The organism is Streptomyces sp. NBC_00523 (assembly GCF_036346615.1).
Taxonomy (GTDB): Bacteria; Actinomycetota; Actinomycetes; order Streptomycetales; family Streptomycetaceae; genus Streptomyces.
The window spans coordinates 2,075,199-2,096,492 of record NZ_CP107836.1 but is presented as its reverse complement, the minus strand read 5'-3'; the positions used below and the strand labels follow the sequence as shown (position 1 = coordinate 2,096,492).

At 72.6% G+C, this 21,294-nt stretch carries 20 protein-coding genes; 11 read left to right on the top strand and 9 right to left on the bottom strand.

All coding sequences use genetic code 11. From position 1 onward, the window contains the following. Positions 1–110 precede the first annotated feature (110 nt). Entirely contained in the window at positions 111–998 is an 888-nt protein-coding gene (locus OHS17_RS09425) for an NAD(P)H-binding protein (RefSeq protein WP_330315200.1), read from the top strand. Here OHS17_RS09425 and map read toward each other — a convergent pair. Beyond that, on the bottom strand, positions 985–1,842 hold the full coding sequence (gene map, locus OHS17_RS09420) for a type I methionyl aminopeptidase (RefSeq protein ID WP_330311795.1): 858 nt from the start codon (positions 1,840–1,842) through the stop codon (positions 985–987). The two genes, OHS17_RS09425 and map, sit on opposite strands and share 14 nt — an antisense overlap. 58 nt (positions 1,843–1,900) lie before the next feature. On the opposite strand from map, the gene OHS17_RS09415 reads away from it, so the two are divergent. Next, a complete protein-coding gene (locus OHS17_RS09415) occupies positions 1,901–2,137 on the top strand; it encodes a hypothetical protein (protein WP_202541393.1) in 237 nt (78 codons plus the stop codon). Positions 2,138–2,183: 46 nt separating this feature from the next. On the opposite strand, the gene OHS17_RS09410 is transcribed toward OHS17_RS09415, so the two are convergent. Together OHS17_RS09410 and OHS17_RS09405 are read right to left on the bottom strand one after the other, a co-directional pair. After that, positions 2,184–3,494 carry an MFS transporter gene (locus OHS17_RS09410; RefSeq protein ID WP_330311794.1) on the bottom strand — a complete coding sequence of 437 codons (1,311 nt, stop codon included), beginning with the start codon at positions 3,492–3,494 and terminating at the stop codon, positions 2,184–2,186. Positions 3,495–3,596: 102 nt separating this feature from the next. Continuing rightward, the gene (locus OHS17_RS09405; protein ID WP_330311793.1) at positions 3,597–4,202 is read right to left on the bottom strand and encodes a hypothetical protein; all 606 of its coding nucleotides are present in this window, start codon (positions 4,200–4,202) and stop codon (positions 3,597–3,599) included. A 120-nt stretch (positions 4,203–4,322) separates the two neighbouring features. Here OHS17_RS09405 and npdG point away from each other — a divergent pair, with 120 nt between their 5' ends. Both npdG and OHS17_RS09395 read left to right on the top strand, forming a co-directional pair. Then, the gene (gene npdG / locus OHS17_RS09400) at positions 4,323–5,033 is read left to right on the top strand and encodes an NADPH-dependent F420 reductase (RefSeq protein ID WP_330311792.1); all 711 of its coding nucleotides are present in this window, start codon (positions 4,323–4,325) and stop codon (positions 5,031–5,033) included. 73 nt (positions 5,034–5,106) lie between these two features. Next, entirely contained in the window at positions 5,107–5,289 is a 183-nt protein-coding gene (locus tag OHS17_RS09395; RefSeq protein WP_073863347.1) for a hypothetical protein, read from the top strand. 15 nt (positions 5,290–5,304) lie between these two features. Here OHS17_RS09395 and OHS17_RS09390 read toward each other — a convergent pair whose 3' ends face one another. Together OHS17_RS09390 and OHS17_RS09385 are read right to left on the bottom strand one after the other, a co-directional pair. Beyond that, positions 5,305–5,886, bottom strand: a complete 582-nt coding sequence (locus OHS17_RS09390; protein ID WP_330311791.1) for a GNAT family N-acetyltransferase — start codon at positions 5,884–5,886, stop codon at positions 5,305–5,307. 58 nt (positions 5,887–5,944) lie between these two features. Beyond that, the gene (locus tag OHS17_RS09385) at positions 5,945–6,733 is read right to left on the bottom strand and encodes a site-2 protease family protein (RefSeq protein ID WP_330311790.1); all 789 of its coding nucleotides are present in this window, start codon (positions 6,731–6,733) and stop codon (positions 5,945–5,947) included. A 58-nt stretch (positions 6,734–6,791) separates the two neighbouring features. Between OHS17_RS09385 and OHS17_RS09380 the strand changes: the two genes are divergently transcribed. Together OHS17_RS09380 and OHS17_RS09375 are read left to right on the top strand one after the other, a co-directional pair. Next, positions 6,792–7,178, top strand: coding sequence for a signal peptidase I (locus tag OHS17_RS09380; protein WP_330311789.1), 387 nt, complete (start codon positions 6,792–6,794; stop codon positions 7,176–7,178). Positions 7,179–7,294: 116 nt separating this feature from the next. Further along, positions 7,295–10,618 carry a BTAD domain-containing putative transcriptional regulator gene (locus OHS17_RS09375; RefSeq protein ID WP_330311788.1) on the top strand — a complete coding sequence of 1,108 codons (3,324 nt, stop codon included), beginning with the start codon at positions 7,295–7,297 and terminating at the stop codon, positions 10,616–10,618. 2 nt (positions 10,619–10,620) lie between these two features. On the opposite strand, the gene OHS17_RS09370 is transcribed toward OHS17_RS09375, so the two are convergent. The 3 genes from OHS17_RS09370 to panB all read right to left on the bottom strand — a co-directional run bounded on the left by OHS17_RS09370 (position 10,621) and on the right by panB (position 13,519). Beyond that, positions 10,621–11,478, bottom strand: coding sequence for an ABC transporter permease (locus OHS17_RS09370; RefSeq protein ID WP_073965440.1), 858 nt, complete (start codon positions 11,476–11,478; stop codon positions 10,621–10,623). Further along, a complete protein-coding gene (locus tag OHS17_RS09365) occupies positions 11,475–12,485 on the bottom strand; it encodes an ATP-binding cassette domain-containing protein (protein ID WP_330311787.1) in 1,011 nt (336 codons plus the stop codon). The genes OHS17_RS09370 and OHS17_RS09365 overlap by 4 nt, the downstream gene beginning before the upstream one ends. A 149-nt stretch (positions 12,486–12,634) precedes the next feature. After that, positions 12,635–13,519, bottom strand: coding sequence for a 3-methyl-2-oxobutanoate hydroxymethyltransferase (gene panB, locus OHS17_RS09360; RefSeq protein ID WP_018103482.1), 885 nt, complete (start codon positions 13,517–13,519; stop codon positions 12,635–12,637). 180 nt (positions 13,520–13,699) lie between these two features. Between panB and OHS17_RS09355 the strand changes: the two genes are divergently transcribed. The 4 genes from OHS17_RS09355 to OHS17_RS09340 all read left to right on the top strand — a co-directional run bounded on the left by OHS17_RS09355 (position 13,700) and on the right by OHS17_RS09340 (position 18,739). Further along, positions 13,700–15,304 (top strand): MFS transporter, encoded by a 1,605-nt coding sequence (locus OHS17_RS09355; RefSeq protein ID WP_330311786.1) that lies wholly within the window; start codon positions 13,700–13,702, stop codon positions 15,302–15,304. A 126-nt stretch (positions 15,305–15,430) separates the two neighbouring features. After that, a complete protein-coding gene (locus tag OHS17_RS09350) occupies positions 15,431–16,093 on the top strand; it encodes a TetR/AcrR family transcriptional regulator (protein ID WP_330311785.1) in 663 nt (220 codons plus the stop codon). A 166-nt stretch (positions 16,094–16,259) separates the two neighbouring features. After that, a complete protein-coding gene (locus OHS17_RS09345) occupies positions 16,260–17,288 on the top strand; it encodes an endonuclease/exonuclease/phosphatase family protein (RefSeq protein WP_330311784.1) in 1,029 nt (342 codons plus the stop codon). Positions 17,289–17,518: 230 nt separating this feature from the next. Next, the gene (locus OHS17_RS09340) at positions 17,519–18,739 is read left to right on the top strand and encodes an MFS transporter (RefSeq protein ID WP_330311783.1); all 1,221 of its coding nucleotides are present in this window, start codon (positions 17,519–17,521) and stop codon (positions 18,737–18,739) included. A gap of 90 nt (positions 18,740–18,829) precedes the next feature. On the opposite strand, the gene OHS17_RS09335 is transcribed toward OHS17_RS09340, so the two are convergent. After that, positions 18,830–20,584: an NAD+ synthase gene (locus OHS17_RS09335; RefSeq protein WP_330311782.1), complete on the bottom strand. Its 1,755-nt coding sequence runs from the start codon at positions 20,582–20,584 to the stop codon at positions 18,830–18,832. 132 nt (positions 20,585–20,716) lie between these two features. On the opposite strand from OHS17_RS09335, the gene OHS17_RS09330 reads away from it, so the two are divergent. After that, complete coding sequence (locus OHS17_RS09330) at positions 20,717–21,166, top strand: ATP-binding protein (RefSeq protein WP_330311781.1); 450 nt, start codon at positions 20,717–20,719, stop codon at positions 21,164–21,166. The last annotated feature ends 128 nt before the right edge of the window (positions 21,167–21,294 follow it).

Here is a 21,294-nt window from a genome sequence, read left to right as displayed (position 1 = left end):
TGCGCTATCGTCGATAACGTGCCATCGTTAACGGTGGAAACGATGAGTCGGTGGGCACCTGCCGACGTGCCGTGTCCTTGTCCACAGCCCTGCTCGCTTCGGAGGCTCCCGTGATCGTCATCACCGCTCCCACCGGCCGGATCGGCCGACAGGTTCTCGACACACTGCTCGACAGCGGTGAGAAGGTCCGGGTGGTCGTCCGCGATCCCGCCCGGCTCACTCCGCGGGCGCGCGAGCGCGCCGAGATCGTCCAGGGCTCGCACCGCGAACCAAAGGTGCTGAACGAGGCGTTCGAGGGCGCCGACAGCGTCCTGTGGCTGGTCCCGCCGAACGCGGCCGCCGGCGACATCAGGGAGCACTACCTCGGCTTCACCCGCCCGGCCTGCGAGGCGATCGAAGCCCGTGGCGTCCGCCGCGTCGTCGGGATCAGCAGCCTGGGCCGCGGCTACGGCGCGGACGCGGGACAACTGTCGGCCGCGTTCGCGATGGACGAGATGATCGAGCGCACCGGAGTCGCCTACCGGGCCCTGGCCATGCCGTTCTTCATGGAGAACCTGCTCCATCAGGTGCAGGCGCTGCGGGCACGGGGCGAACTCTCGCTCCCGGTCGCCCCGGACCGGGCGCTGCCGCTCGTCGCCACGCGCGACATCGCCGCCGTGGCCGTCCGCCTGCTGGCCGACGACTCCTGGTCGGGGCAGGACGTCGTCCCGGTGATCGGGCCCGACTCGCTGACCCCGGAGGACATGGCCCGGGTCCTTTCGGAGGTCCTGGAGCGCCCGGTCCGCTTCGAGCGGCCCGACGGCGAGGAGTACAAGGCGACGCTGACGCGGTACGGGATGCACGAAGCCTGGGCGCAGGGCCTGCTCGACATGGCCGCCGCCCAGGACGACGGCATCTACGGGCCCGAGTGGCAGGCCCTGACCGCCCCGGCGCCCACCGGCTTCCGCCAGTGGTGCCGGGAGGTGCTCATACCTGCCGCGGAGGCTACGGCAGCGTGAGGATGTCCGCGCCGGTCTCCGTCACCACGAGCGTGTGCTCGAACTGAGCGGTGCGCTTGCGGTCCTTCGTCACCACGGTCCAGCCGTCGTCCCACATGTCGTAGTCGTGGCTGCCGAGGGTCAGCATCGGCTCGATGGTGAACGTCATGCCGGGCTGCATCACGGTCGTCGCGTGCGGGCTGTCGTAGTGCGGCACGATGAGCCCTGAGTGGAACGAGGTGTTGATCCCGTGTCCGGTGAAGTCCCGGACCACGCCGTACCCGAAGCGCTTCGCGTACGACTCGATGACCCGCCCGATGACGTTGATCTGGCGCCCCGGCCGCACGGCCTTGATCGCCCGCCGCAGCGACTCCTCGGTGCGCTCGACCAGCAGCCGCGACTCCTCGTCCACGTCGCCGCAGAGGTACGTCGCGTTGTTGTCGCCGTGCACCCCGTTGATGTACGCGGTCACGTCGAGGTTCACGATGTCGCCGTCGCGCAGCACGGTGGAGTCCGGGATGCCGTGGCAGATCACCTCGTTGAGCGAGGTGCACAGCGACTTGGGGAAGCCGCGGTAGCCAAGCGTCGACGGGTACGCCCCGTGGTCGCACATGAACTCGTGGGCGACACGGTCGAGTTCGTCCGTCGTGACACCCGGGGCGATGTGCTTGGCGGCCTCCGCCATCGCCTGCGCGGCGATGCGTCCCGCGACGCGCATGCGCTCGATGGTGTCGGTGTCCTGCACCTCCGGCCCTGTGTACGGCGTCGGAGCCGGCTTGCCCACATACTCGGGGCGCCGGATGTTTCCGGGCACGGAACGGACGGGAGTGATCTCCCCTGGTACGAGCAGCGACTGGCCAGACATGCCAGCGAGTCTAACCAGCGTGTCCGGGGCACCATGGCACAGAGGAAAGGAACCGATGATGGCCCTGTTCAAGAAGCGCACGGTCGGCAAGCCTGGCGAGTGGTTCTACTGCCTGGAGCACAAGAAGGTCGAGGAGGGCCCCGAGTGCCCGGCCAAGGACCGCTTCGGCCCGTACGCCTCCCGGCAGGAGGCGCAGCACGCGATGGAGACCGCCCAGGAACGGAACCTGGAGTGGGACACGGACCCGAAGTGGCACGACCGCAAGGGCCCGGACGAGGACGGGACGGCGGGCTGACCGGGGCGCGGGGCCCGCAGCGGTTCTCCGGCGGCCGGCCCCGGCCTCAGGCCGCCGGTTCCACGTCCAGGCCCTCCGCGCGCTGGGCACGCCTGCGCAGCGCGTCCTCGTCCGTCTCCGAGTCGTACGTGAGGAGCTTCGGGAGCGCCGCCGCGAGCAGCGCCACCGAGGCGACGCAGGCCACGCCGCCGGTCCAGATCGCGGGCCGGGTCCCCGTCCACCCCGCCATGCCACCGGCCCGGACCTGGCCGAGCTGCGGCCCGACGCTGTACGAGAGCACCTCGATGCCCGCGAGGCGGCCGCGCAGCTCCTCCGGGATGGTCTGGTTCCAGATGGTCGACCGGCCGAGCCCGCTGAGCATGTCGCCCGCCCCGGCGAACCCGAGGCACACCAGCACCAGCCACACGTTGCCGGACCAGCCCGCCGCCGCGATCGAGAACCCCCAGACGGCGGCACCGCACACGACGAACAGCCCGTGCCGGCGCACCCGTGAGGTCCAGCCGCTGGTCAGGCCGAGCAGCAGCGAACCGACCGAGCCCGCCGCGTACATCAGGCCGAGCGACCAGTCGGCGTCCAGCTCGTCCGCGAGGAACGGGAAGATCGTGTTGGGGAACGCGAAGAACATCGCGGCCATGTCGATCGCGTACGTCCCCAGCAGCACGGGGCGGCTCCAGGCGTACCTGGCCCCCTCCACGATGCCGCGCAGCGACGGCTTCCGCCCCTTGTCGGCGGGCGGCGCGGGGGAGAGCCTGCGGCACATCAGCACCGAGGCGGCGAAGGTGACCACGGTGATGGAGTAGGCGGTGGCGTGTCCGGCGTAGGCCACCACCAGACCGGCCAGCGACGGGCCCATGATCGCCCCGGCCTGCCAGCGCAGCGAGTTCAGCGCGGCGGCCGCCGGGAGCTGGTCGTGCGGCACGATCCGGGCCATCAGCGAGTCGAGCGCGGGCCGCTGGAGCCCGGCGAGCGCGGAGACCCCGCCCGCCACCACGTAGAGCGGCCACAGCATCGGGTCGGGCAGGGCCGCGTTCACCAGCAGGACCACCGCGAGCAGCCCGAGCCCGGCCTCGGTGGCCAGGATGATCTTCCGCCGGTCGGCGGCGTCGGCGAGGGCACCCCCGTACAGCCCGCATATGACGAGCGGCACCAGCTCCACCGCGCCCATCGCGCCGACGGCGAGCGGGGAGCCGGTCAGGTCCTTGATCTGGAGCGGCAGCGCGATGAGCGCCATGGAGCTGCCGAAGAAGGTGACGATGCCCTGCACCCACAGCAACCGGAAGTCGGCCGATGACCGCCAGGGCGAGAGGTCGGGAAGCAGAGCGGCCAGCCTGGCGGCGAGGGAGGTGCGAGAGGTCACGAGGAGACATGGTCTGTCGTGATAAGTGGGGGATGCAAATGGATTACGCGGGGGCGCCGCGCCCGGCCGCGGGCGGCGCCCCGGACCGGCGCGGGCGCGCCGCTACCAGCGCGGCGGCGGGGGAGCCGTCAGCTGGTCGGCCAGCCGGGACAGGCGGTCGCGGAACGTCCGCCGCCCGCCGCGCGGCACCGGCGCCCCGTTCTCCCCGGCGGCGGCGCTGACCAGGTGCTGGACGGTGTCCAGGTCCACGTCGTCGCCGTCCGTCACGGACAGCGCCTCATGGGCGAGCCCGCGCACCTGCGGATCGCCGTTGTCCAGCGAGAGCACCGTCGCCCCGGCCCGCCGGGCGTCGTGCACCCGCTCCAGCAGCCCCTCGCCGGGCCGGTCCGGCGTCACCACGAGCAGCGTCTCGCCGCGCCCGGCCGCCTCGATCCGGCCGAGGCCGACCGCGAGGTGCGCCGGGTCGCCGGGCTCCACGCGGTGGCGCACCAGGGTGGGGCGGAGCTCGGGCAGCCCGGACCAGGTGGACTCGTCCACCAGATGGGCGGCGAGGTGCCAGGGCTCGTACACCTCGGTCCCCACCAGCAGCAGCCCGCCGCCGTGCGGGACCACGGAGGAGCGGAGCGCCCCGGCGAACCGCCGGGCGGCGGCGGGCCACTGGGTCCTGGCGAGCACTTCACGCAGCAGCGCCACACGTACGGCATCCATGGCCCGGCATCCTGCACCATGCGGGGGCCCCGGCACCGGCGAAAGGCCCAAGCACCATCCGTACGGGTGGTGGCCCGGGTCCACGGGCTCCGCCCCGTACCTGGCAGTAGTGTCGGGGCCATGACTACGAATGACAGCGGCAGCGCGCCCAAGCCCCCCGCCAAGGACCCCTGGGACCTGCCGGACGTGTCCGGCCTGACCGTCGGCGTGCTCGGCGGCACCGGACCGCAGGGCCGCGGCCTCGCGTACCGCTTCGCGCGCGCCGGACAGCAGGTGATCATCGGCTCCCGCGCCGCGGACCGCGCGGAGGCGGCGGCCGGGGAGCTGGGGAACGGCGTGCGCGGCGCGGACAACGCGACCTGCGCGCGGGAGAGCGACGTGGTGATCGTGGCGGTGCCGTGGGACGGGCACGCCAAGACGCTGGAGTCGCTGCGCGAGGAGCTGGCCGGGAAGATCGTCGTCGACTGCGTCAACCCGCTCGGCTTCGACAAGAAGGGCGCTTACGCGCTGAAGCCGGAGGAGGGCAGCGCCGCCGAACAGGCCGCCGCCCTGCTGCCGGACTCCCGCGTCACGGCCGCCTTCCACCACCTCTCGGCGGTCCTCCTCCAGGACGAGTCCATCGACGAGATCGACACCGACGTCCTGGTGCTGGGCGAGGCCCGCGCCGACACGGACATCGTCCAGGCCCTGGCCGGCCGCATCGCGGGCATGCGCGGCATCTTCGCGGGCCGCCTGCGCAACGCCCACCAGGTCGAGTCGCTGGTCGCCAACCTCATCTCGGTCAACCGCCGCTACAAGGCCCACGCCGGACTCCGCACGACGGACGTCTGAGGCGGGCCCGGAACGGCCGGGGGCATGGGGGACACTGGACGGGACCGCGCATCACCCCCGACAGGAGCCACCCATGCCCCGCCTCGCCCTCTACGCCCTCGTCGTCTGCGTCCTGGCCCTCGCCGCGGCCGTGACGGCCTTCGTCCAGGGCAGCGTGCTCATCGGCATCGTCTGGGTCCTGCTGGTCGGCCTCTCCTCGAACATGGCCTGGTACTACCTGCGCCGCCGCCGCGCGGAGGCCGCGTCCGCGGAGTAGCCCGGTCCGCCGGGCTCAGCTGTCCCGGATCAGGGCGTGCAGATGCATGTCGTGGCGTCCGTCGTCGTGCACGGCGGCGCTGCGCTTGACGCCCTCCGGGGCGTGGCCGCACCTCGTGGCGACCGCGCAGGAGGCGGCGTTCCGCGTCGAGTGCTCCAGCTCCAGGCGCCAGAAGCCGGCCTCCAGCGCCCAGGCACTGAGCGCCGCGAGCGCGCCGGAGGCCACCCCGGCCCCGCGCGCGGCGGGCAGCACCCAGTAGGCGGCCTCGGCGGTCCCGTCGTCCAGGTCCATGTCGCGCAGGGCGATCCGCCCGAGCGCCGTGCCGCTGTCGTCGGCGACGGCCCAGTGACCGCCCCGCTCCCGCCGCCAGTCCTCCCCGTAGCCGTCGAACCACTCCAGGACCTGATCCTCGGACGCGGGCCGGCGCGTGTGCCAGCGCCGGAGCTCGCCGTCCCGGTAGGCGCCGAAGAACACCGACACGTCGGCGCGCTCCCAAGGCCGCAGCGACAGCCCGCCCGGCGTACGGAGTACCGGTTGCCGCGACCCGGCGAGCGAGCCGGGGACGAGGGCGGGCGGTGTCGACAGGGCGCGGTCCATGGCCCAGGGTCGCCCGCCGACGGGCACCGGCGTCAAGGCCGCCGGAAGCCCGGCCGCCTCATCCGCTCACCGCGCACCGCGGGTCCGCCTCCTGCCAGAAGCGGTAGGCGTCCAGGCCGCAGTCGCTCCACCAGCCTCGTACCCCCAGGCCCCGCAGCAGCGCGTACACCGCGTCGAAGAAGGCCCGGTTCAGCTCGGGCACCCACAGCAGGGCGAAGACCGCGATCAGGCCGAAGGGGGCGAACGGCTCGACCGCGCGACGGGCCGAGCGCGAGAGCCACGGCTCGATGACCCCGTAGCCGTCCAGCCCCGGCACGGGCAGGAAGTTCAGGACGGCGGCCGTCACCTGGAGCAGCGCCAGGAACGCCAGCGCGTTCCGGAAGGCGGGCGGCACCCCGTCCAGGCCGTCCAGCCAGAACGGCGCGGTGCACACCACCGCGAACAGGACGTTGGTCAGCGGCCCGGCCGCCGAGATCAGGCTGTGCCGCCACCGGCCCCGGATCCGGCCCCGCTCGATGAACACCGCACCACCGGGCAGCCCGATCCCGCCCATGATGACGAACAGCACCGGCAGCACGATGCTCAGCAGCGCGTGCGTGTACTTCAGCGGATTCAGCGTCAGATAGCCCTTGGCCCCGATCGAGATGTCCCCGCTGTGCAGCGCGGTCCTCGCGTGCGCGTACTCGTGCAGACACAGCGACACGACCCACGCCCCGGTCACGAACAGGAACGTCGCGAACCCCGGCTGCGCCGCGAAGTCCGTCCACACCCCCCACCCGGCCACGGCCGTCACGGCGGCGATCCCGAGAAAGACCGGACTGATCCGCTGCTGCGCTGCGCTTGCCATGGGACCCGAGCGTAGCCGTCCACGGCCGGCCCGAAAGCCCCTGCTAGCGTCCCCCCACGTGAACGACAACGTATACGTGGGCAACGCCGGCAAGGATGCCGCGCTCGACCGGGGATGGATCCTCGGGCACTTCAAGGACGCGGGCGATCCCCGGCACAGCGAGGACGTCGAGATCAAGTGGGGCGTCCACCCGGTGGGGGACGAGCGGGCGCAGTGGGTGCGCGGCGAGAGCCGGACCGCGCTGCTCGTGCTCATCAGCGGGCGGTTCCGGGTGGAGCTGCCCGGGCGCAGCGTGCTCCTGGAGGAGCAGGGCGACTACGTGGTGTGGGGCGTCGGCGTCGACCACTCCTGGATCGCCGAGGAGGAGTCCGTGGTGCTGACCGTCCGCTGGCCGTCCGTGCCCGGTTACGCGGTCGGGCCGAAGGAGCAGGCCCCCGAGGGCTGACGGCGACACGGCGGAAACGGTTCGCTTCCCGCCCCCGGACCGGAAAGGGTGGGGCCATGACGAGCAGGGGCGGGGCGGCTGTGCGGGCACCGGGGCCGGTCGCGGAGAATGGGCGCGTGCGCTACGGCATCCTCGGTACGACCCAGGCCCTCCGCGACGACGGCACGGCCCTCTCCGTCGGCGGGGCGAGGCTGCGCGCGCTGCTCACCGTGCTCGCGCTGCGGCCCGGCCGCACCGTCCCGGTCGCCGTGCTCGTGGACGAGGTGTGGGACGGCGAACCGCCCGCCGACGCGGCCGGCGCCCTCCAGGCGCTGGTGGGGCGGCTGCGGCGGGCCATCGGGCACGACGCCGTCGCCTCGGCGGAGAGCGGCTACCGGCTGGCCGCCGAACCGGAGGCCGTCGACCTCTTCCGCTTCGAACGGCTCGCGGGCGAAGGCGCGCGGGCCCTCGCGGAGGGCGACCCGGCCCGGGCGGCGGCCCTCCTGAGCGACGCCCTCACCCTCTGGCGGGGCCCCGCCCTCGCCGACCTCCCCGACCGGCACGCCGCCGCCGCGCGCTGGACCGCCCGCCGGCTCGACGCCCGCCGGGACCGGCTCGCCGCGGAGCTGGCGCTCGGCCGGGCCGCCGAGGTGCTGCCGGAGCTGACCGCGCTCTGCGGTGAACACCCCCTGGACGAACCCCTCCAGGCGCTCCGCCTGCGCGCCCTGCGCGACGCCGGGCGCACCGCCCAGGCCCTCGCCGCGTACGACGAGGTCCGCACCCTCCTCGCCGACCGCCTCGGCACCGACCCGGGCCCCGAGCTGACCGCCCTGTACGCAGAGCTGCTGCGGCAGGAGCCCCCGGCCCCCGCGAAGGCCCCCGCCGCCCCCCTGGGCAACCTCCGGGCCCGGCTCACCAGCTTCGTCGGCCGGGAGCGGGAGATGGAGGCCCTGCGCGGCGACCTCTCCCGGGGCCGCCTTGTCACCCTGCTCGGCCCCGGCGGCGCCGGGAAGACCCGGCTCTCGCAGGAGGTCGCGGACACCGTCGACGCCGGTACCTGGCCGGACGGCGTCTGGCTCGCCGAACTGGCCCCCGTGGACGACCCGGAGGCCGTGCCGGAGGCGGTGCTCGCCGCGCTCGGGGCCCGGGAGACCGTGCTGAGCGGGGCCGGCTCCGGGGAGCTGCGGGCCGCCGAACGGGCCTCCGGCGAGGAGCGCGCGGCCGGTGAGTCGCTGGCCCGGCTCACCGAGTACTGCTCCCGCCGCCGCATGCTGCTCCTCCTCGACAACTGCGAGCACGTCATCGAGGCCGCCGCCGCCCTCGCCGATCATCTGCTGGCCCACTGCCCCCGGCTCACCGTCCTCGCGACCAGCCGGGAACCCCTCGGCGTGCCGGGCGAGGCGGTCCGGCCGGTCGATCCGCTGCCGGACCCGACCGCGCTGCGGCTGCTCGCGGAGCGCGGCGCCGCCGCCCGCCCCGGCTTCCGGGTGGACGCGGACGAGGCGACGGCGGCGGCCACCGCCGAGATCTGCCGCCGCCTGGACGGCCTGCCGCTCGCCATCGAGCTCGCCGCGGCCCGGCTGCGGATGCTCACGCCGCAGCAGATCGCGGACCGGCTGGACGACCGCTTCCGCCTGCTGACCAGCGGCAGCCGGACCGTGCTGCCCCGCCAGCAGACGCTGCGCGCGGTCGTGGACTGGTCCTGGGAGCTGCTGGACGACGACGAGCGCGTCGTCCTGCGCCGCCTCTCCGTCTTCGCGGGCGGCTGCACCCTGGAGGCCGCCGAGGCCGTCTGCGCCGACACGGCCGGCCGCTCCGGCGAGGTGGCCCTCCTCCTCGGCTCGCTCGTGGACAAGTCGCTCGTGGTCGCCGCCCCGGCGGACGACGGCCGGATGCGCTACCGGCTCCTTGAGACCGTCGGCGAGTACGCGGCGGAGCGCCTGGAGGAGTCGGGGGAGCGGGACGCGGTCGAGCACCGGCACCTCGTGTTCTACCGCGAGCTGGCCCGTACGACGGACCCGCTGCTGCGCGGCTCCGGACAACTCGCCGCCATCGGCCTCCTGCAACGCGAGTACGAGAACCTGCGCATCGCCCTGCGCCACGCCGTCGCCGCCCGCGACGAGCAGGAGGCGCTGTGCATGGTGCTGTCCCTGTCCTGGTACTGGCAGATCCGCAACCTGCGCGGCGACGCCCTGCACTGGGCCGACGCGGCCGCCGCCCTCGGCCCCGACCCGTTCGCGGAGCCCGTACGGCTCGCGCCCTCCATCCACGAGCGCTGCACGGACGCGCCCCCGCCCATGCGCCAGGAGCTGCTGGAGGAGGCGCGGCGGCAGGTGACCCTGGTCCAGCTGGTCAGCATGGACCACGCGATGGACGAGTGGACGAACGAGGCCAGCATGGCCCGGCTGCGGGCCATCGTCGCGACCTACCGGGCGGGCCAGCCGCAGACCTGCCGCAGCCCCGCCTCGCTCTGGTTCTACGCCGTGATGCTCACCGGCGGCGTCTCCGACCTGCGCCACCTGCTGGACGAAACGGTGCGCGGCGCGCGGGAGTTCGGTTACGAGTGGGAGCTGGCCGCCGCCCTCCAGATGCGGGCCAATGTGCTGGCCAACCGCCCGGACTGGGCCGGTGAGGCCCACCGGGACGCCGATGAGAGCCTGGCGATCTTCAGCCGGCTCGGCGACGACTGGGGGATGGCCGAGGCGCTCTCCTCACGCGGCGAGGCGGGTGAGAAGCAGGGCGCGTACGCGCGGGCCGCCGAGGACTTCCAGGCCGCCATCCGCTCGGCCGAACGACTGGGCGCCCTGGCCCAGGTCTCCGTGCTCCGCATCCGCCACGCCGCCGTGCTCACCGAGCTCGGCCGGGGCGAGGAGGGCGAGGCGCGCATGCGCGAGGTGCTGGCCGACGAACGCCAGACCGGGCACGAGGCCCGCCCGGCGGCCCGGCTGTTCCTGGCGATGTGGCTGGGCCGGTGCGGCCGGACCGCCGAGGCGCGCGAGCAGTTCAGCTGCCTCCAGGAGGAGTTCGCGTCCGAGACCATGGCGGTGTTCGAGGGCTTCGTCCTCGGCGGCCTGGCCTGGCTGGACAACCAGGACGGCGAGTACGCCCGCGCCCTGGAGCAGAGCCGGCGGTCCCTCAAGGGCGTACGGGACCCGCTGACGCAGATGGTCGCGCCGCAGATGGCGGTGATCAATCTGGTCATCGTGGCCTGGGCGCTCGGCGGGCTGGGCGGCGAGGAGCGGGCCCTCGTCGCGGCGCGGCTGCTGGGCGCCGGCCGGGCGCACCTGCCCAAGGGGCACTTCATGAACGCGATGGAACGCGAGAACCTGGCCCGCGCCGAGGATCTGGTCCGCAGCCGCCTCGCGGACGCCGCCTACGAGGCCGCGTACGCCGAGGGCGGCGGCCTCTCCCTGGAGGAGGCCGCCGCCCTCGTGGACGCGGATCCCGAGCCGAACCCGTGACGTCAGGACTTCTTGCGGAACTTGGAGACGGCGAGCGGAGCCACGGCCGCCGTGATGACCACGGCCCAGCCGAGCGTCAGCCAGACCGAGTGGCCGAGTGAGGTGCCCATCATGAGGCCGCGCGCCGCGTCCGCCAGATTCGACAGCGGGTTGTAGTCGGTGAAGGTCTGGAGCCAGCCCGGCATCGTCGTGGGCGGGGCGAAGATCGAGGAACCGAACTGGAGCGGCATCATGACCAGCATCCCCATTCCCTGAACCGCCTGGGACGTCTTCATGGCCAGGCCGAGCAGGATGAAGATCCACATGATCGCGGCGCCGAACGCGGCCGACAGGCCGATCGCCGCGATGAGGCCGAGCACCGACCCGTGGAGCTGCATGCCGAGGGCGAAGCCCATGCCCAGCAGGATGAGCGTGGCGACCATCATCCGGCCGAGCTCGACCACGATCTTGGCGACGAGCACCGAGGAGCGCGCGATCGGCATCGTACGGAAGCGGTCCATGACCCCCTTGCGGAAGTCGTCGTTGACACCGCTGCCGACGGCCATGGCGATGTTCATGCCCATCATCGCCATCAGGCCGGGGATCAGGTAGTTCAGGTACTCCTGCCGGCCGCCGCCCATGCTGCCGCCGACCGAGCCGCCGAAGACGTACACGAACAGCAGCACGAAGATGACGGGCATCAGCAGCGCGTCGAACATCGACTCCGGATCCTTCTTGATCTGGAGCAGGTTGCGCCGGACCAGGGCCCCGATGTGGCGCAGGTTGTTCCGCAGTCCGATGCCGCCCTCGTCGTGGAGCTTGGCGGCCGGTGCGGAGACGGGCGTGTCGGTGGGGGTGGGCGTCAGAGTCGTCGTGCTCATGCAGCGACCTCCTCGGGAATCGTGTCGGTGACGGTGGCCTTGTCGCCGGTGATGGCGAGGAACACCTCGTCCAGGCTGGGCAGCGCGGTGGCGACGTGGGCCAGCGAGAAGCCCCGGGTGCCGAGCAGGCCGATGACGGCGGTGAGCTGCTCGTCGCTGAGGATCGGTACGTAGAGCAGGCCCTCGTCCGGGACGGCCTGCGCGCCCGCGACGCCGTCGAGACCGGTCTCCCGCAGCGCCTGGGCCATCGGGGCCAGCTCGGCCGGGTCCGAGGGGCGGATCTGCAGGGTGCGGCCGCCGACCTTGGCCTTGAGCTCGTTCACCCCGCCGCGGGCGATGATCTTGCCCTTGTCGATGACCGTCAGCTCGTTGGCCAGCTGCTCGGCCTCTTCCATGTACTGGGTGGTGAGGAGCACGGTCGCCCCCTCCGCGACCATGCGCTGCACCTCGTCCCAGACCTCGTTGCGGGTCCGGGGGTCGAGCCCCGTCGTGGGCTCGTCCAAGTAGAGGACGGCCGGGCTGCCGATCATGGAGGCGGCCAGGTCGAGCCGGCGGCGCATCCCGCCGGAGTACTCCATCGCGGCCTTCTTCGCCGCGTCGGTGAGCGAGAAGCGCTCCAGCAGCTCGTCGGCCCGGGCCCGCGCCTTCTTGCGGGGCAGGTCGAGCAGCCGCCCGATCATGTAGAGGTTCTCCCAGCCGGAGAGCTTCTCGTCGACCGAGGCGTACTGCCCGGTGAGGCCGATGGTGCGGCGCAGGGCGCGGGGCTGCTTCACCACGTCGAAGCCGGCGACGACCGCGGTCCCGGCGTCGGGTGTGATGAGCGTGGAGAGGCAGCGTACGAGGGTGGTCTTGCCGGCGCCGTTGGGGCCGAGCACGCCGAGGACGGTGCCCTCGCGCACATCGAGGTCCACGCCGTCCAGGGCCTTGGTCTCGCCGTAGTGCTTGACCAGCCCCCGCACCTCTACGGCGTTCCCGCCGTGCTTGGGGTTCTTGTCGATTCGCGTCATGCCGACTATCAGACCAGCCGCCACCGACAGGCCGCCGACAGCCGGCCGACAGCCCGCTCGGCTCCACCGACAACGGCCGACAGCCCGCCGATGGGGGAAGTCGGCGGGCTGTCGTCGTTACCGGTGGTGGTCGTTTGGGGCTTGGGGCCTCAGTGGAAGGTGTGCTCCGGGGCCGGGAACGTGCCGCCGACGACCTCCTCCGCGTACGCCTTCGCGGCGTCGCCGAGGATCTGCCGCAGGTCGGCGTACTGCTTGGTGAAGCGCGGCACCTTGCCGCCGGTCAGCCCGACCATGTCGGTGTAGACCAGCACCTGCGCGTCGGTCTCCGGACCGGCGCCGATCCCGATGGTCGGGATGTGCAGGGTGCGGGTGACCTCGGCGGCCAGCTCGGCCGGTACGAGCTCCAGGACGACGGCGAACGCGCCCGCGTCCTGCACGGCCTTGGCGTCGCGCAGCATCTGCTGGGCGGCCTCCTCGCCCCGGCCCTGCACCCGGTAGCCCATCGCGTTGACGGACTGCGGGGTCAGGCCGATGTGGGCCATGACCGGGATTCCGGCGTCGACCAGCAGCTTGATCTGCTCGTGGCTGCGCTCGCCGCCCTCCAGCTTGACCGCGCCGACGCCGGACTCCTTGATGAGCCGGGTGGCGTTGCGCAGGGCCTGGACCGGGCTCTCCTGGTACGCCCCGAAGGGGAGGTCCGCGACGATCAGGGCGCGCTTGGTGCCCCGGACGACAGCGGCGGACAGGATGGCGATCTCGTCCATCGTGACGGGCACGGTGGTCTCGTAGCCGAGGTGACAGTTGCCCATGGAGTCGCCGACGAGCATGACCGGGATGCCGGCCTCGTCGAAGACGGACGCGGTCATCGCGTCGTAGGCGGTGAGCATGGGCCACTTCTCGCCGCGCGCGGTGGCGGCGGCGATGTCGTGGACGGTGACCCGGCGGTTGCTCTTGCCCCCGTACAGCGCCTTGCTGCTGTCGGAGGGGGTGCCCGCGGGGTTGGCGGACTGGTTCTGCGCAGCCTGAAGCGACATGGCAGGTGGCTCCTTCGTCATCTCGAGGCGCCCTGACGGCGTCCCCGGACCGCTTCCATGGTGGCATCCCGGAGCCGGTCGCGGGAAGTGGGCCGCGCGGCCGGGCCCTCGGGCTTGTCCTCGGTAAAGAATTTACAATACGAGACGGTCTCGTATCGCAATGCGTTTAGGCTGCTCCTCATGTCCACACCCTCCGGCGCTCCCGCCGTGTCCCAGATACCGGAGGCGGTCCACCGCCGCCGCTGGGCGATTCTCGTGGTCCTGATGTTCAGCCTGCTCATCGTGGTGCTGGACAACTCGATCCTGAACGTCGCCGTCAAGACGATCGCCTCCCCTTCGCCCACGGGCATCGGCGCCACCCAGAGCGAGCTGGAGTGGGCGATCAACTCCTACACGCTCGTCTTCGCCGGCCTGCTCTTCACGGCCGGTCTGCTGGGCGACCGCCTCGGCCGCAAGAAGGTCCTGCTCTTCGGCATCACCCTCTTCGGCATCGGCTCCGCCCTCGCCGCCATGTCCGGCTCGCCCGGCCAGCTCATCACCTGGCGCGCCCTGATGGGCTTCGGCGCCGCCTTCGTCATGCCGGCCACGCTCGCCGTCCTGATGAACGTCTTCGAGCGCGACGAGCAGCCCAAGGCGATCGGCATCTGGGCCGGCAGCGTCGGCCTCGGCATCGCGATCGGCCCGATCACCGGCGGCCTGCTCCTCGAACACTTCTGGTGGGGCTCGATCTTCCTGGTCAACGTCCCCGTGGTGATCATCGCCCTGGTCGCTATGGTCCTGCTGGTGCCGGACTCGAAGGACCCGAAGCCGGGCCGGCTCGACCCGCTCGGCGTGGTGCTCTCCATCATCGGCCTGGTGCTGCTCGTGTACGGCATCATCCGGGGCGGCGAGCTCGCCGACTTCACCGATGTCACCGTCCTCCTCCCGGTCATCGGCGGCCTCGCCGTCCTGGTGGTCTTCGTCCTCCACGAGAAGCGCAGCGCCAGCCCGGCGATCGACGTCTCGTACTTCAAGAAGCCCGCGTTCTCCGCCGCCGTCGCCGCGATCGCGCTGATCTTCTTCGCGCTGATGGGCGTCACCTTCTTCTCCGCCTTCTACATGCAGAGCGTGCGTGGCTACAGCGCCCTCCAGTCCGGGCTGCTGATCCTGCCGCTGGCCGTGGCCCAGATGCTCTTCGCGCCCCGCGCCCGGATCGTCGTCGCCCGCTTCGGCGCCCGCGCCGTCTGCACGGCGGGCATGCTGGCCGTCGCCGTCGGCCTGGCCGCGTTCGCGCTCTTCGACGCCGACACGCCCGTCTGGCTGATGTGCGTCGTCTTCTTCGTCCAGGGCACCGGCATGGCCCACGTCATGCCGCCGGTCACCGTCGCCGTGATGCAGGCCCTGCCGCGCGAGAAGGCCGGCTCGGGATCGGCCGTCAACAACACGTTCCGCCAGGTCGGCGGCGCGCTCGGGATCGCCGTGCTCGGCTCGGTGCTGTCCACCGTCTACCGGGGCGACATCGAGAACCACCTCGGCGCGCTGCCCTCCGGGGCCCGGGACGCGGCGGGGGAGTCCATCGAGGCCACGCTCGCCATCGCGGAGAAGCTGGGCCCCAAGGGCGCCCCGCTGGTCACCGCCGCGCACGACGCCTTCATGAGCGCCATGCACGTCACGGCCCTCGGCTCGGCCGCCGTCGCCCTCGTCGGCACGGTCGTCGTCGCGCTGTGGCTGCCGGGCCGCGAGCCGGCCGCGCCCCAGGCCGTACGCGAGGAGGAGCGCCCCGCTCCGGCGGGCGCCGAGCGATGACGTTCCCGGCGGCGTCCGGTTGAACCTTCCGGGTGAACCGGGCCGTGTCCCGCGGCCCGGTTCACCCATAGGCGCCGGCCCTCTTCCGCGTCGGCGAGAATCGGGGGCGGCGAAAGGTGGTTTCACGTGCAGGCTCAGGCATCGGACGAGCGGTCCGGCGAGGTCCCCGGCCCCCCGGGACCCGGGGACGACTCCGAGCCGCGCCGGGGCCGGCCGCGCAGTGCCGCGGCCGAGGCGGCCATCCTGGACGCCGTCGTGGAGCTGCTGGAGGCCGGTGAACCTCTTGCCGCGCTCTCCATCGAGCGCATCGCCCGCACCGCCGGGGTGGGCAAGGCCACCATCTACCGGCGCTGGGCGGGCAAGGAGGAGCTCTTCGTCGACGTGCTCCGCGCCATCGAGCCCCCGGAACCCGAGGTCTCCGGCACCGGCGGCCTCGGCGACCTCCGCGTCCTGCTGGAGTCCATGCGCAAACGCGGCCTCGCGCAGCGCTCCTCCGTGCTGCTGCACAACGTGTTCGCGCAGATGAAGAGCCACCCCAAGCTCTGGCACGAGTACCAGTGCACCGTGATCGCCCCCCGCCGCCTCGCCATGGTCGCCGCCGTGCGGCGCGCCGTCGAGGCGGGCGAGCTGCGGGACGACACGGACGTGGAGCTGATGGACGACCTCTTCCTGGGCCCCATGCTCGTACGCACCATCCACCGGCCCGACGCGCCGCTGCCCGAGGATCTCGCCGACCGCATCATCGCCCTGGTGATGGAGGGCCTGGCGCCCCGGCGCGGACGGATGTGATCGTTACGTCACAGAGCACCGCGATTCCCCGCTCCTGAGGAACTGCCGGAGCCGCCTTCCACGTCCTCGTGGCAGTACGACCGCCACGGGCGGCATGAAAGGCATCGCGCATCCCCTAGGGTCGGGGGCGCGGCGATGTGTACGGCAAGGCAGTGAGGACAGCGCGATGGTGCAGGCGTACAGGGCGGACACCGGGAACGGCGTGGGACCGCAGCGCTCCGGCTCCCGCTTCCGGGACCTGCGCGACAGACTGGCCCGGACCTTCCGGGACCCCGGGGTCTGGCGGCGTGGAATCGTGCTGGCCTGCTGGGCGGTCCTGCTCACCCTCGTGATGGCCTTCCACTCGCAGATCCCGAACACCATCGGCAACCTGGGCAGCCTCAGCGAGACGTTCCTGCCGTGGTTCGGTGTGCTGATCCCGCTGCTGCTGGTCCTGGGCCTGGTGCGCCGCTCGGCGACCGCCGTGGTGGCGCTGGTGCTGCCCGTCGTGGTCTGGCTCAACATGTTCGGCGGCCTGTTCACGGACAAGTCCGGCGCCGGCGGCGACCTGACCGTCGCCACGCACAACGTCAACGCGGACAACCCCGACCCGGCCGCCACGGCCGACCAGGTCGCGGGCTCCGGCGCGGATGTCGTCGCCCTCCAGGAGCTGCCCGCGGGCAAGGTGGCGGCGTACGAGAAGGCGCTCGAAGGCCGCTTCCGGTACCACTCGGTGCAGGGCACCGTGGGCCTCTGGAGCAAGTACCCGCTGAGCGACACCCGCCCGGTGGACCTCAAGATGGGCTGGGTCCGCGCGATGCGCACCACGGTCGCGACGCCCGAGGGCCCCCTCGCGGTCTACGTGGCGCACCTGCCGTCCGTACGCGTCAAGCTCCACGCCGGCTTCACCGCCAACCAGCGCGACCAGAGCGCCGACGCCCTCGGCAAGGCCATCTCCCGCGAACCGCTCGCCCGCGTCGCCCTGCTCGGCGACCTCAACGGGACGATGAACGACCGCGCGCTCAAGGCGGTCACCTCGCAGATGCGCTCCACGCAGGGCGCGGCGGGCGACGGCTTCGGCTTCAGCTGGCCCGCGAAGTTCCCGATGGCCCGGATCGACCAGATCATGGTCAAGGGCGTCGAGCCGATGTCCTCCTGGACCCTCCCGGCCACCGGCAGCGACCACCTCCCGATCGCCGCCCGCGTCAAACTCTGACGCAACGAGCCGTTTACCGGCTGGTGCCACTTCTCTGCGACACTTTGTTCCGTACGGGAACAAGGTCGCCGGCGACGAGGCCGGTCCGCCGCCGTGCGCCCCGCCGACCGGCGGACCGCGCGGGCGTGCGTACGACCACGTCCCCTCCCGCCCTCTCCGCGTGTCCGCGGGCCCCGACCGGGTCGCGCCGGGCTGCGGCGGGGGCCCCTGAAGCGGAAAGGTCTCTCCTCATGCCCCTGGCCCTGCTCGCGCTGGCCGTGAGCGCCTTCGGCATCGGCACCACCGAGTTCGTGATGATGGGCCTGCTGCCCGACGTCGCGGACGACCTCGGCACCTCCGTCCCCACCGCGGGCTACCTCGTGTCGGCGTACGCGATCGGCGTGGTGATCGGCGCCCCGCTGCTCACCGCCGTCGGCTCCCGCGTCCCGCGCAAGCGGATGCTGCTGCTCCTGATGGCCCTGTTCACCATCGGCAACCTCGCCTCCGCGCTCGCCCCAGGCTTCGGCTGGCTGATCGCGGGCCGCCTGCTGGCCGGTCTGCCGCACGGCGCGTTCTTCGGCGTCGGGGCCGTCGTCGCCTCCCGCCTCGTGCCCGAGGGGCGCCGGGCGCGGGCCGTCGCGACGATGTTCCTCGGCCTGACGGTCGCCAACATCGTCGGCGTGCCGGCCGCCACCCTGCTCGGCCAGCACCTCGGCTGGCGGGCCACCTTCCTGGTCGTCGCGGCCATCGGCGTCTGCGCGATGGCGGCCCTCGCCCGGCTGGTCCCGCAGATCCCCGTCGAGGCCCGGCAGAACGTGCGCCACGAGCTGCGGGCGCTCGGCAACCGACAGGTCCTGCTCGGCCTCCTGACCGCGGTCTTCGGCTTCGCCGGGGTGTTCGCCGTCTACTCCTACCTCTCCGCGATGACCACGAAGGCCATGGGCTTCGGCGAATCCGCCGTGACGCCGGTGCTCGCGCTCTTCGGCATCGGCATGACCCTCGGCGCGCTGGCCGCCGGCCCGCTCACGGACCGGGCCCTGCGCCCGACGCTGTACGGGTCCCTGGGCGCCCTCGCCGTCGTCCTGGCGGTCTTCCCGCTGGCGGCCCAGGTCAAGTGGGCGGCCCTGCTGATGGTGGTGCTGCTGGGCGCGGTGGGCTTCATGACGACCACGCCGCTCCAGATGCTGGTCATGAACAAGGCCAAGGACGCCCCCACCCTTGCCTCCGCCTCCAACCACTCCGCCTTCAACCTGGCCAACGCGGGCGGCGCGTGGCTCGGCGGCACGGCGATCGCGGCGGGCTGGGGCTGGACGTCCCCCGCGCTGGTGGGCGCGGTGCCGGCCCTGGCGGGCCTGGCGATCGCGGTCACGGCGGGCGCGTTGGACCGAGAGGGCGGCGCGTCGAAGGTGGTGGCGAAATCAGCCCGTCCGGCGCTTGAGGACAGGACCCCGGCCGGGACGGGCCGCAACTGACCAGCGGCGACCGGCCAAAAACAAGCCCGTCCGGCGCTTGAGGACAACCTCCAGCCCCGGACGGGCTCACGTATCGGAGAACCGCGGGCTTCAGACCGCCTCGCGCCACCGATTCGTGATCGGCAGCCGCCGGTCCTTCCCGAACCCCTTCGGTGAGATCTTCGTCCCCGGCGGATACTGCCGCCGCTTGTACTCCGCCGTATCCACCATCCGCAGCGTCTTCGCCACCAGCGCCCGGTCGAACCCGGCCGCGACGATCGCTTCGAGCCCCTGGTCCCGGTCCACGTACAGCTCGAGGATGCGGTCGAGCACGTCGTAGTCCGGCAGCGAATCCGTGTCCACCTGCCCCGGTCGCAGCTCCGCGCTCGGCGGCTTCGTGATGGACGCCTCCGGGATCGGCGGGGTCTGCCCGCGCTCCTCGGCGGCCCGGTTGCGCCACTTCGCCAGCCGGAACACCGACGTCTTGTACACGTCCTTGATCGGCCCGTACGCCCCGACGGAGTCCCCGTACAGCGTGGAGTACCCGACGGCCAGCTCCGACTTGTTGCCGGGGGCCAGCACGATCTGGCCCTCCTGGTTGGAGATGGCCATCAGCATCGTGCCGCGCAGCCGCGACTGGAGGTTCTCCTCCGCGAGCCCGGTGAGCCCCAGCGAACCCATGTACGCGTCGAACATCGGCTCGATCGGCACGGTCCGGAAGTTGAGCCCGGTGCGCCGCGCCAGCTCGGCCGCGTCGCCCTTGGAGTGGTCCGAGGAGTACTTGGACGGCATCGACACCCCGTACACCTGCTGCGCACCGAGCGCGTCGCAGGCGATCGCGGCGACGAGCGCCGAGTCGATCCCGCCGGAGAGCCCGATGAGCACGCTGCTGAAGCCGTTCTTCGCGGCATAGGCCCGCAGGCCCACCACGAGGGCCGTGTACAGCTCCTCGTCGTCGTCCAGCCGGTCCGCGTAACCCCCCGCCAGCTCCGCCTCGTACGGCGGCAGCGGCTCCTCGGAGAGGACCACGTGGTCGATCCGCAGCCCATCGGCGACCACGCCGGACGGCGCCTCGGCCGGGGCGGCGGGCAGGTCGAGGTCCAGGATCACGCTGCCCTCGGCGAACTGCGGGGCGCGGGCGATGACCTCGCCCTCCCGGTCGACCACGATCGAGTCGCCGTCGAAGACCAGCTCGTCCTGGCCGCCGATCATCGCGAGGTACGCGGTCGTGCAGCCGGCCTCACGGGCCCGCTTGCGGACCAGTTCCAGCCGGGTGTCGTCCTTGTCCCGCTCGTACGGCGAGGCGTTGACCGACAGCAGCAGCCCGGCCCCGGCGGCGCGCGCGGCCGGGACGCGGCCGCCGTCCTGCCACAGGTCCTCGCAGATCGCGAGGGCGACGTCGACGCCGTGCACCCGTACGACCGGCATCGAGTCGCCCGGCACGAAGTACCGGAACTCGTCGAAGACGCCGTAGTTCGGCAGGTGGTGCTTGGCGAAGTTCAGCGCGATCCCGCCGCGGTGCAGCACCGCGGCGGCGTTGCGCGGGGACCCGGCCGGCTGGCCGTAGCGCTCCGCCGCGAACTCCGAGCGGTCGAGATAGCCGACGAGGACCGGGATCTCCCCGAAGCCCTCCGCGTCGAGGCGGGCGGCGAGCGCGCGCAGCGCGGCACGCGACGCCTCGACGAAGGACGACCGCAGGGCCAGGTCCTCGACGGGGTAGCCGGTCAGCACCATCTCGGGGAACGCCACGAAGTGGGCGCCCTGTTCGGCGGAGTGCCGGGTCCAGTGGACGATCGCCTCGGTGTTGCCGGCGAGGTCGCCGACGGTCGAGTCGATCTGATTCAGTGCGAGGCGTAGTTGAGGCACGCGCCCCACTCTAATCGTCTGACTGACGCGATGCCCTGCCGGGTCGCGCGGCGACACCCGCCCGGGCCGGACGGCCGCCCCCTCCGCACGAGGGTGTGTGAAGGCCGGCCGACCGGGCACGTGAGGGGAGCGATGCATGATGACCTGAGTGCCGCGGAATTCGGAGAAGGCCCGCAAGGCGTGCCGGACGAGTTCGCGATCTCCCTTGTCCCGGAAAGCGCCGCCGCGGCGCGCGACGCGGTCACCGAACTGCTGACGACGCAATTCTGTGCACTGGTCGGTGCGGAAATGACCGCCGATGTCGTCGTCGCCGACGCCCTGCTGGTCACATCGGAACTGGTGACCAATGCCGTGGTGCACGCAGGGGGCGTCACCGGATTTGCGGCCGAACTCACCGGTGACGGCCTCCGGATCACCGTGTCCGATGCGAGCCCCGACCTGCCCGTCGTCGAAGCGGGCCGCGCCGCCGGCTGGGTGAGCGGCGGCTACGGCTGGACCCTGGTGTGCCGGCTCGCCGAGCGGGTGGCGATCGACGTGGGCCCCCGCGGCAAGTCCATCACGGCTCTGGTCACCCTGGCCTGATCGTCGGCCCGGACTTTCTCCCGCCCGGCGTGAAAGAATTCCTGAATTTCCCGGACGGCGATGTGTGGGGGCCGAATCGCCGGGCACGCGATGGGCCGAGAGAGAACGACGGAAATTTTATTGGGAGG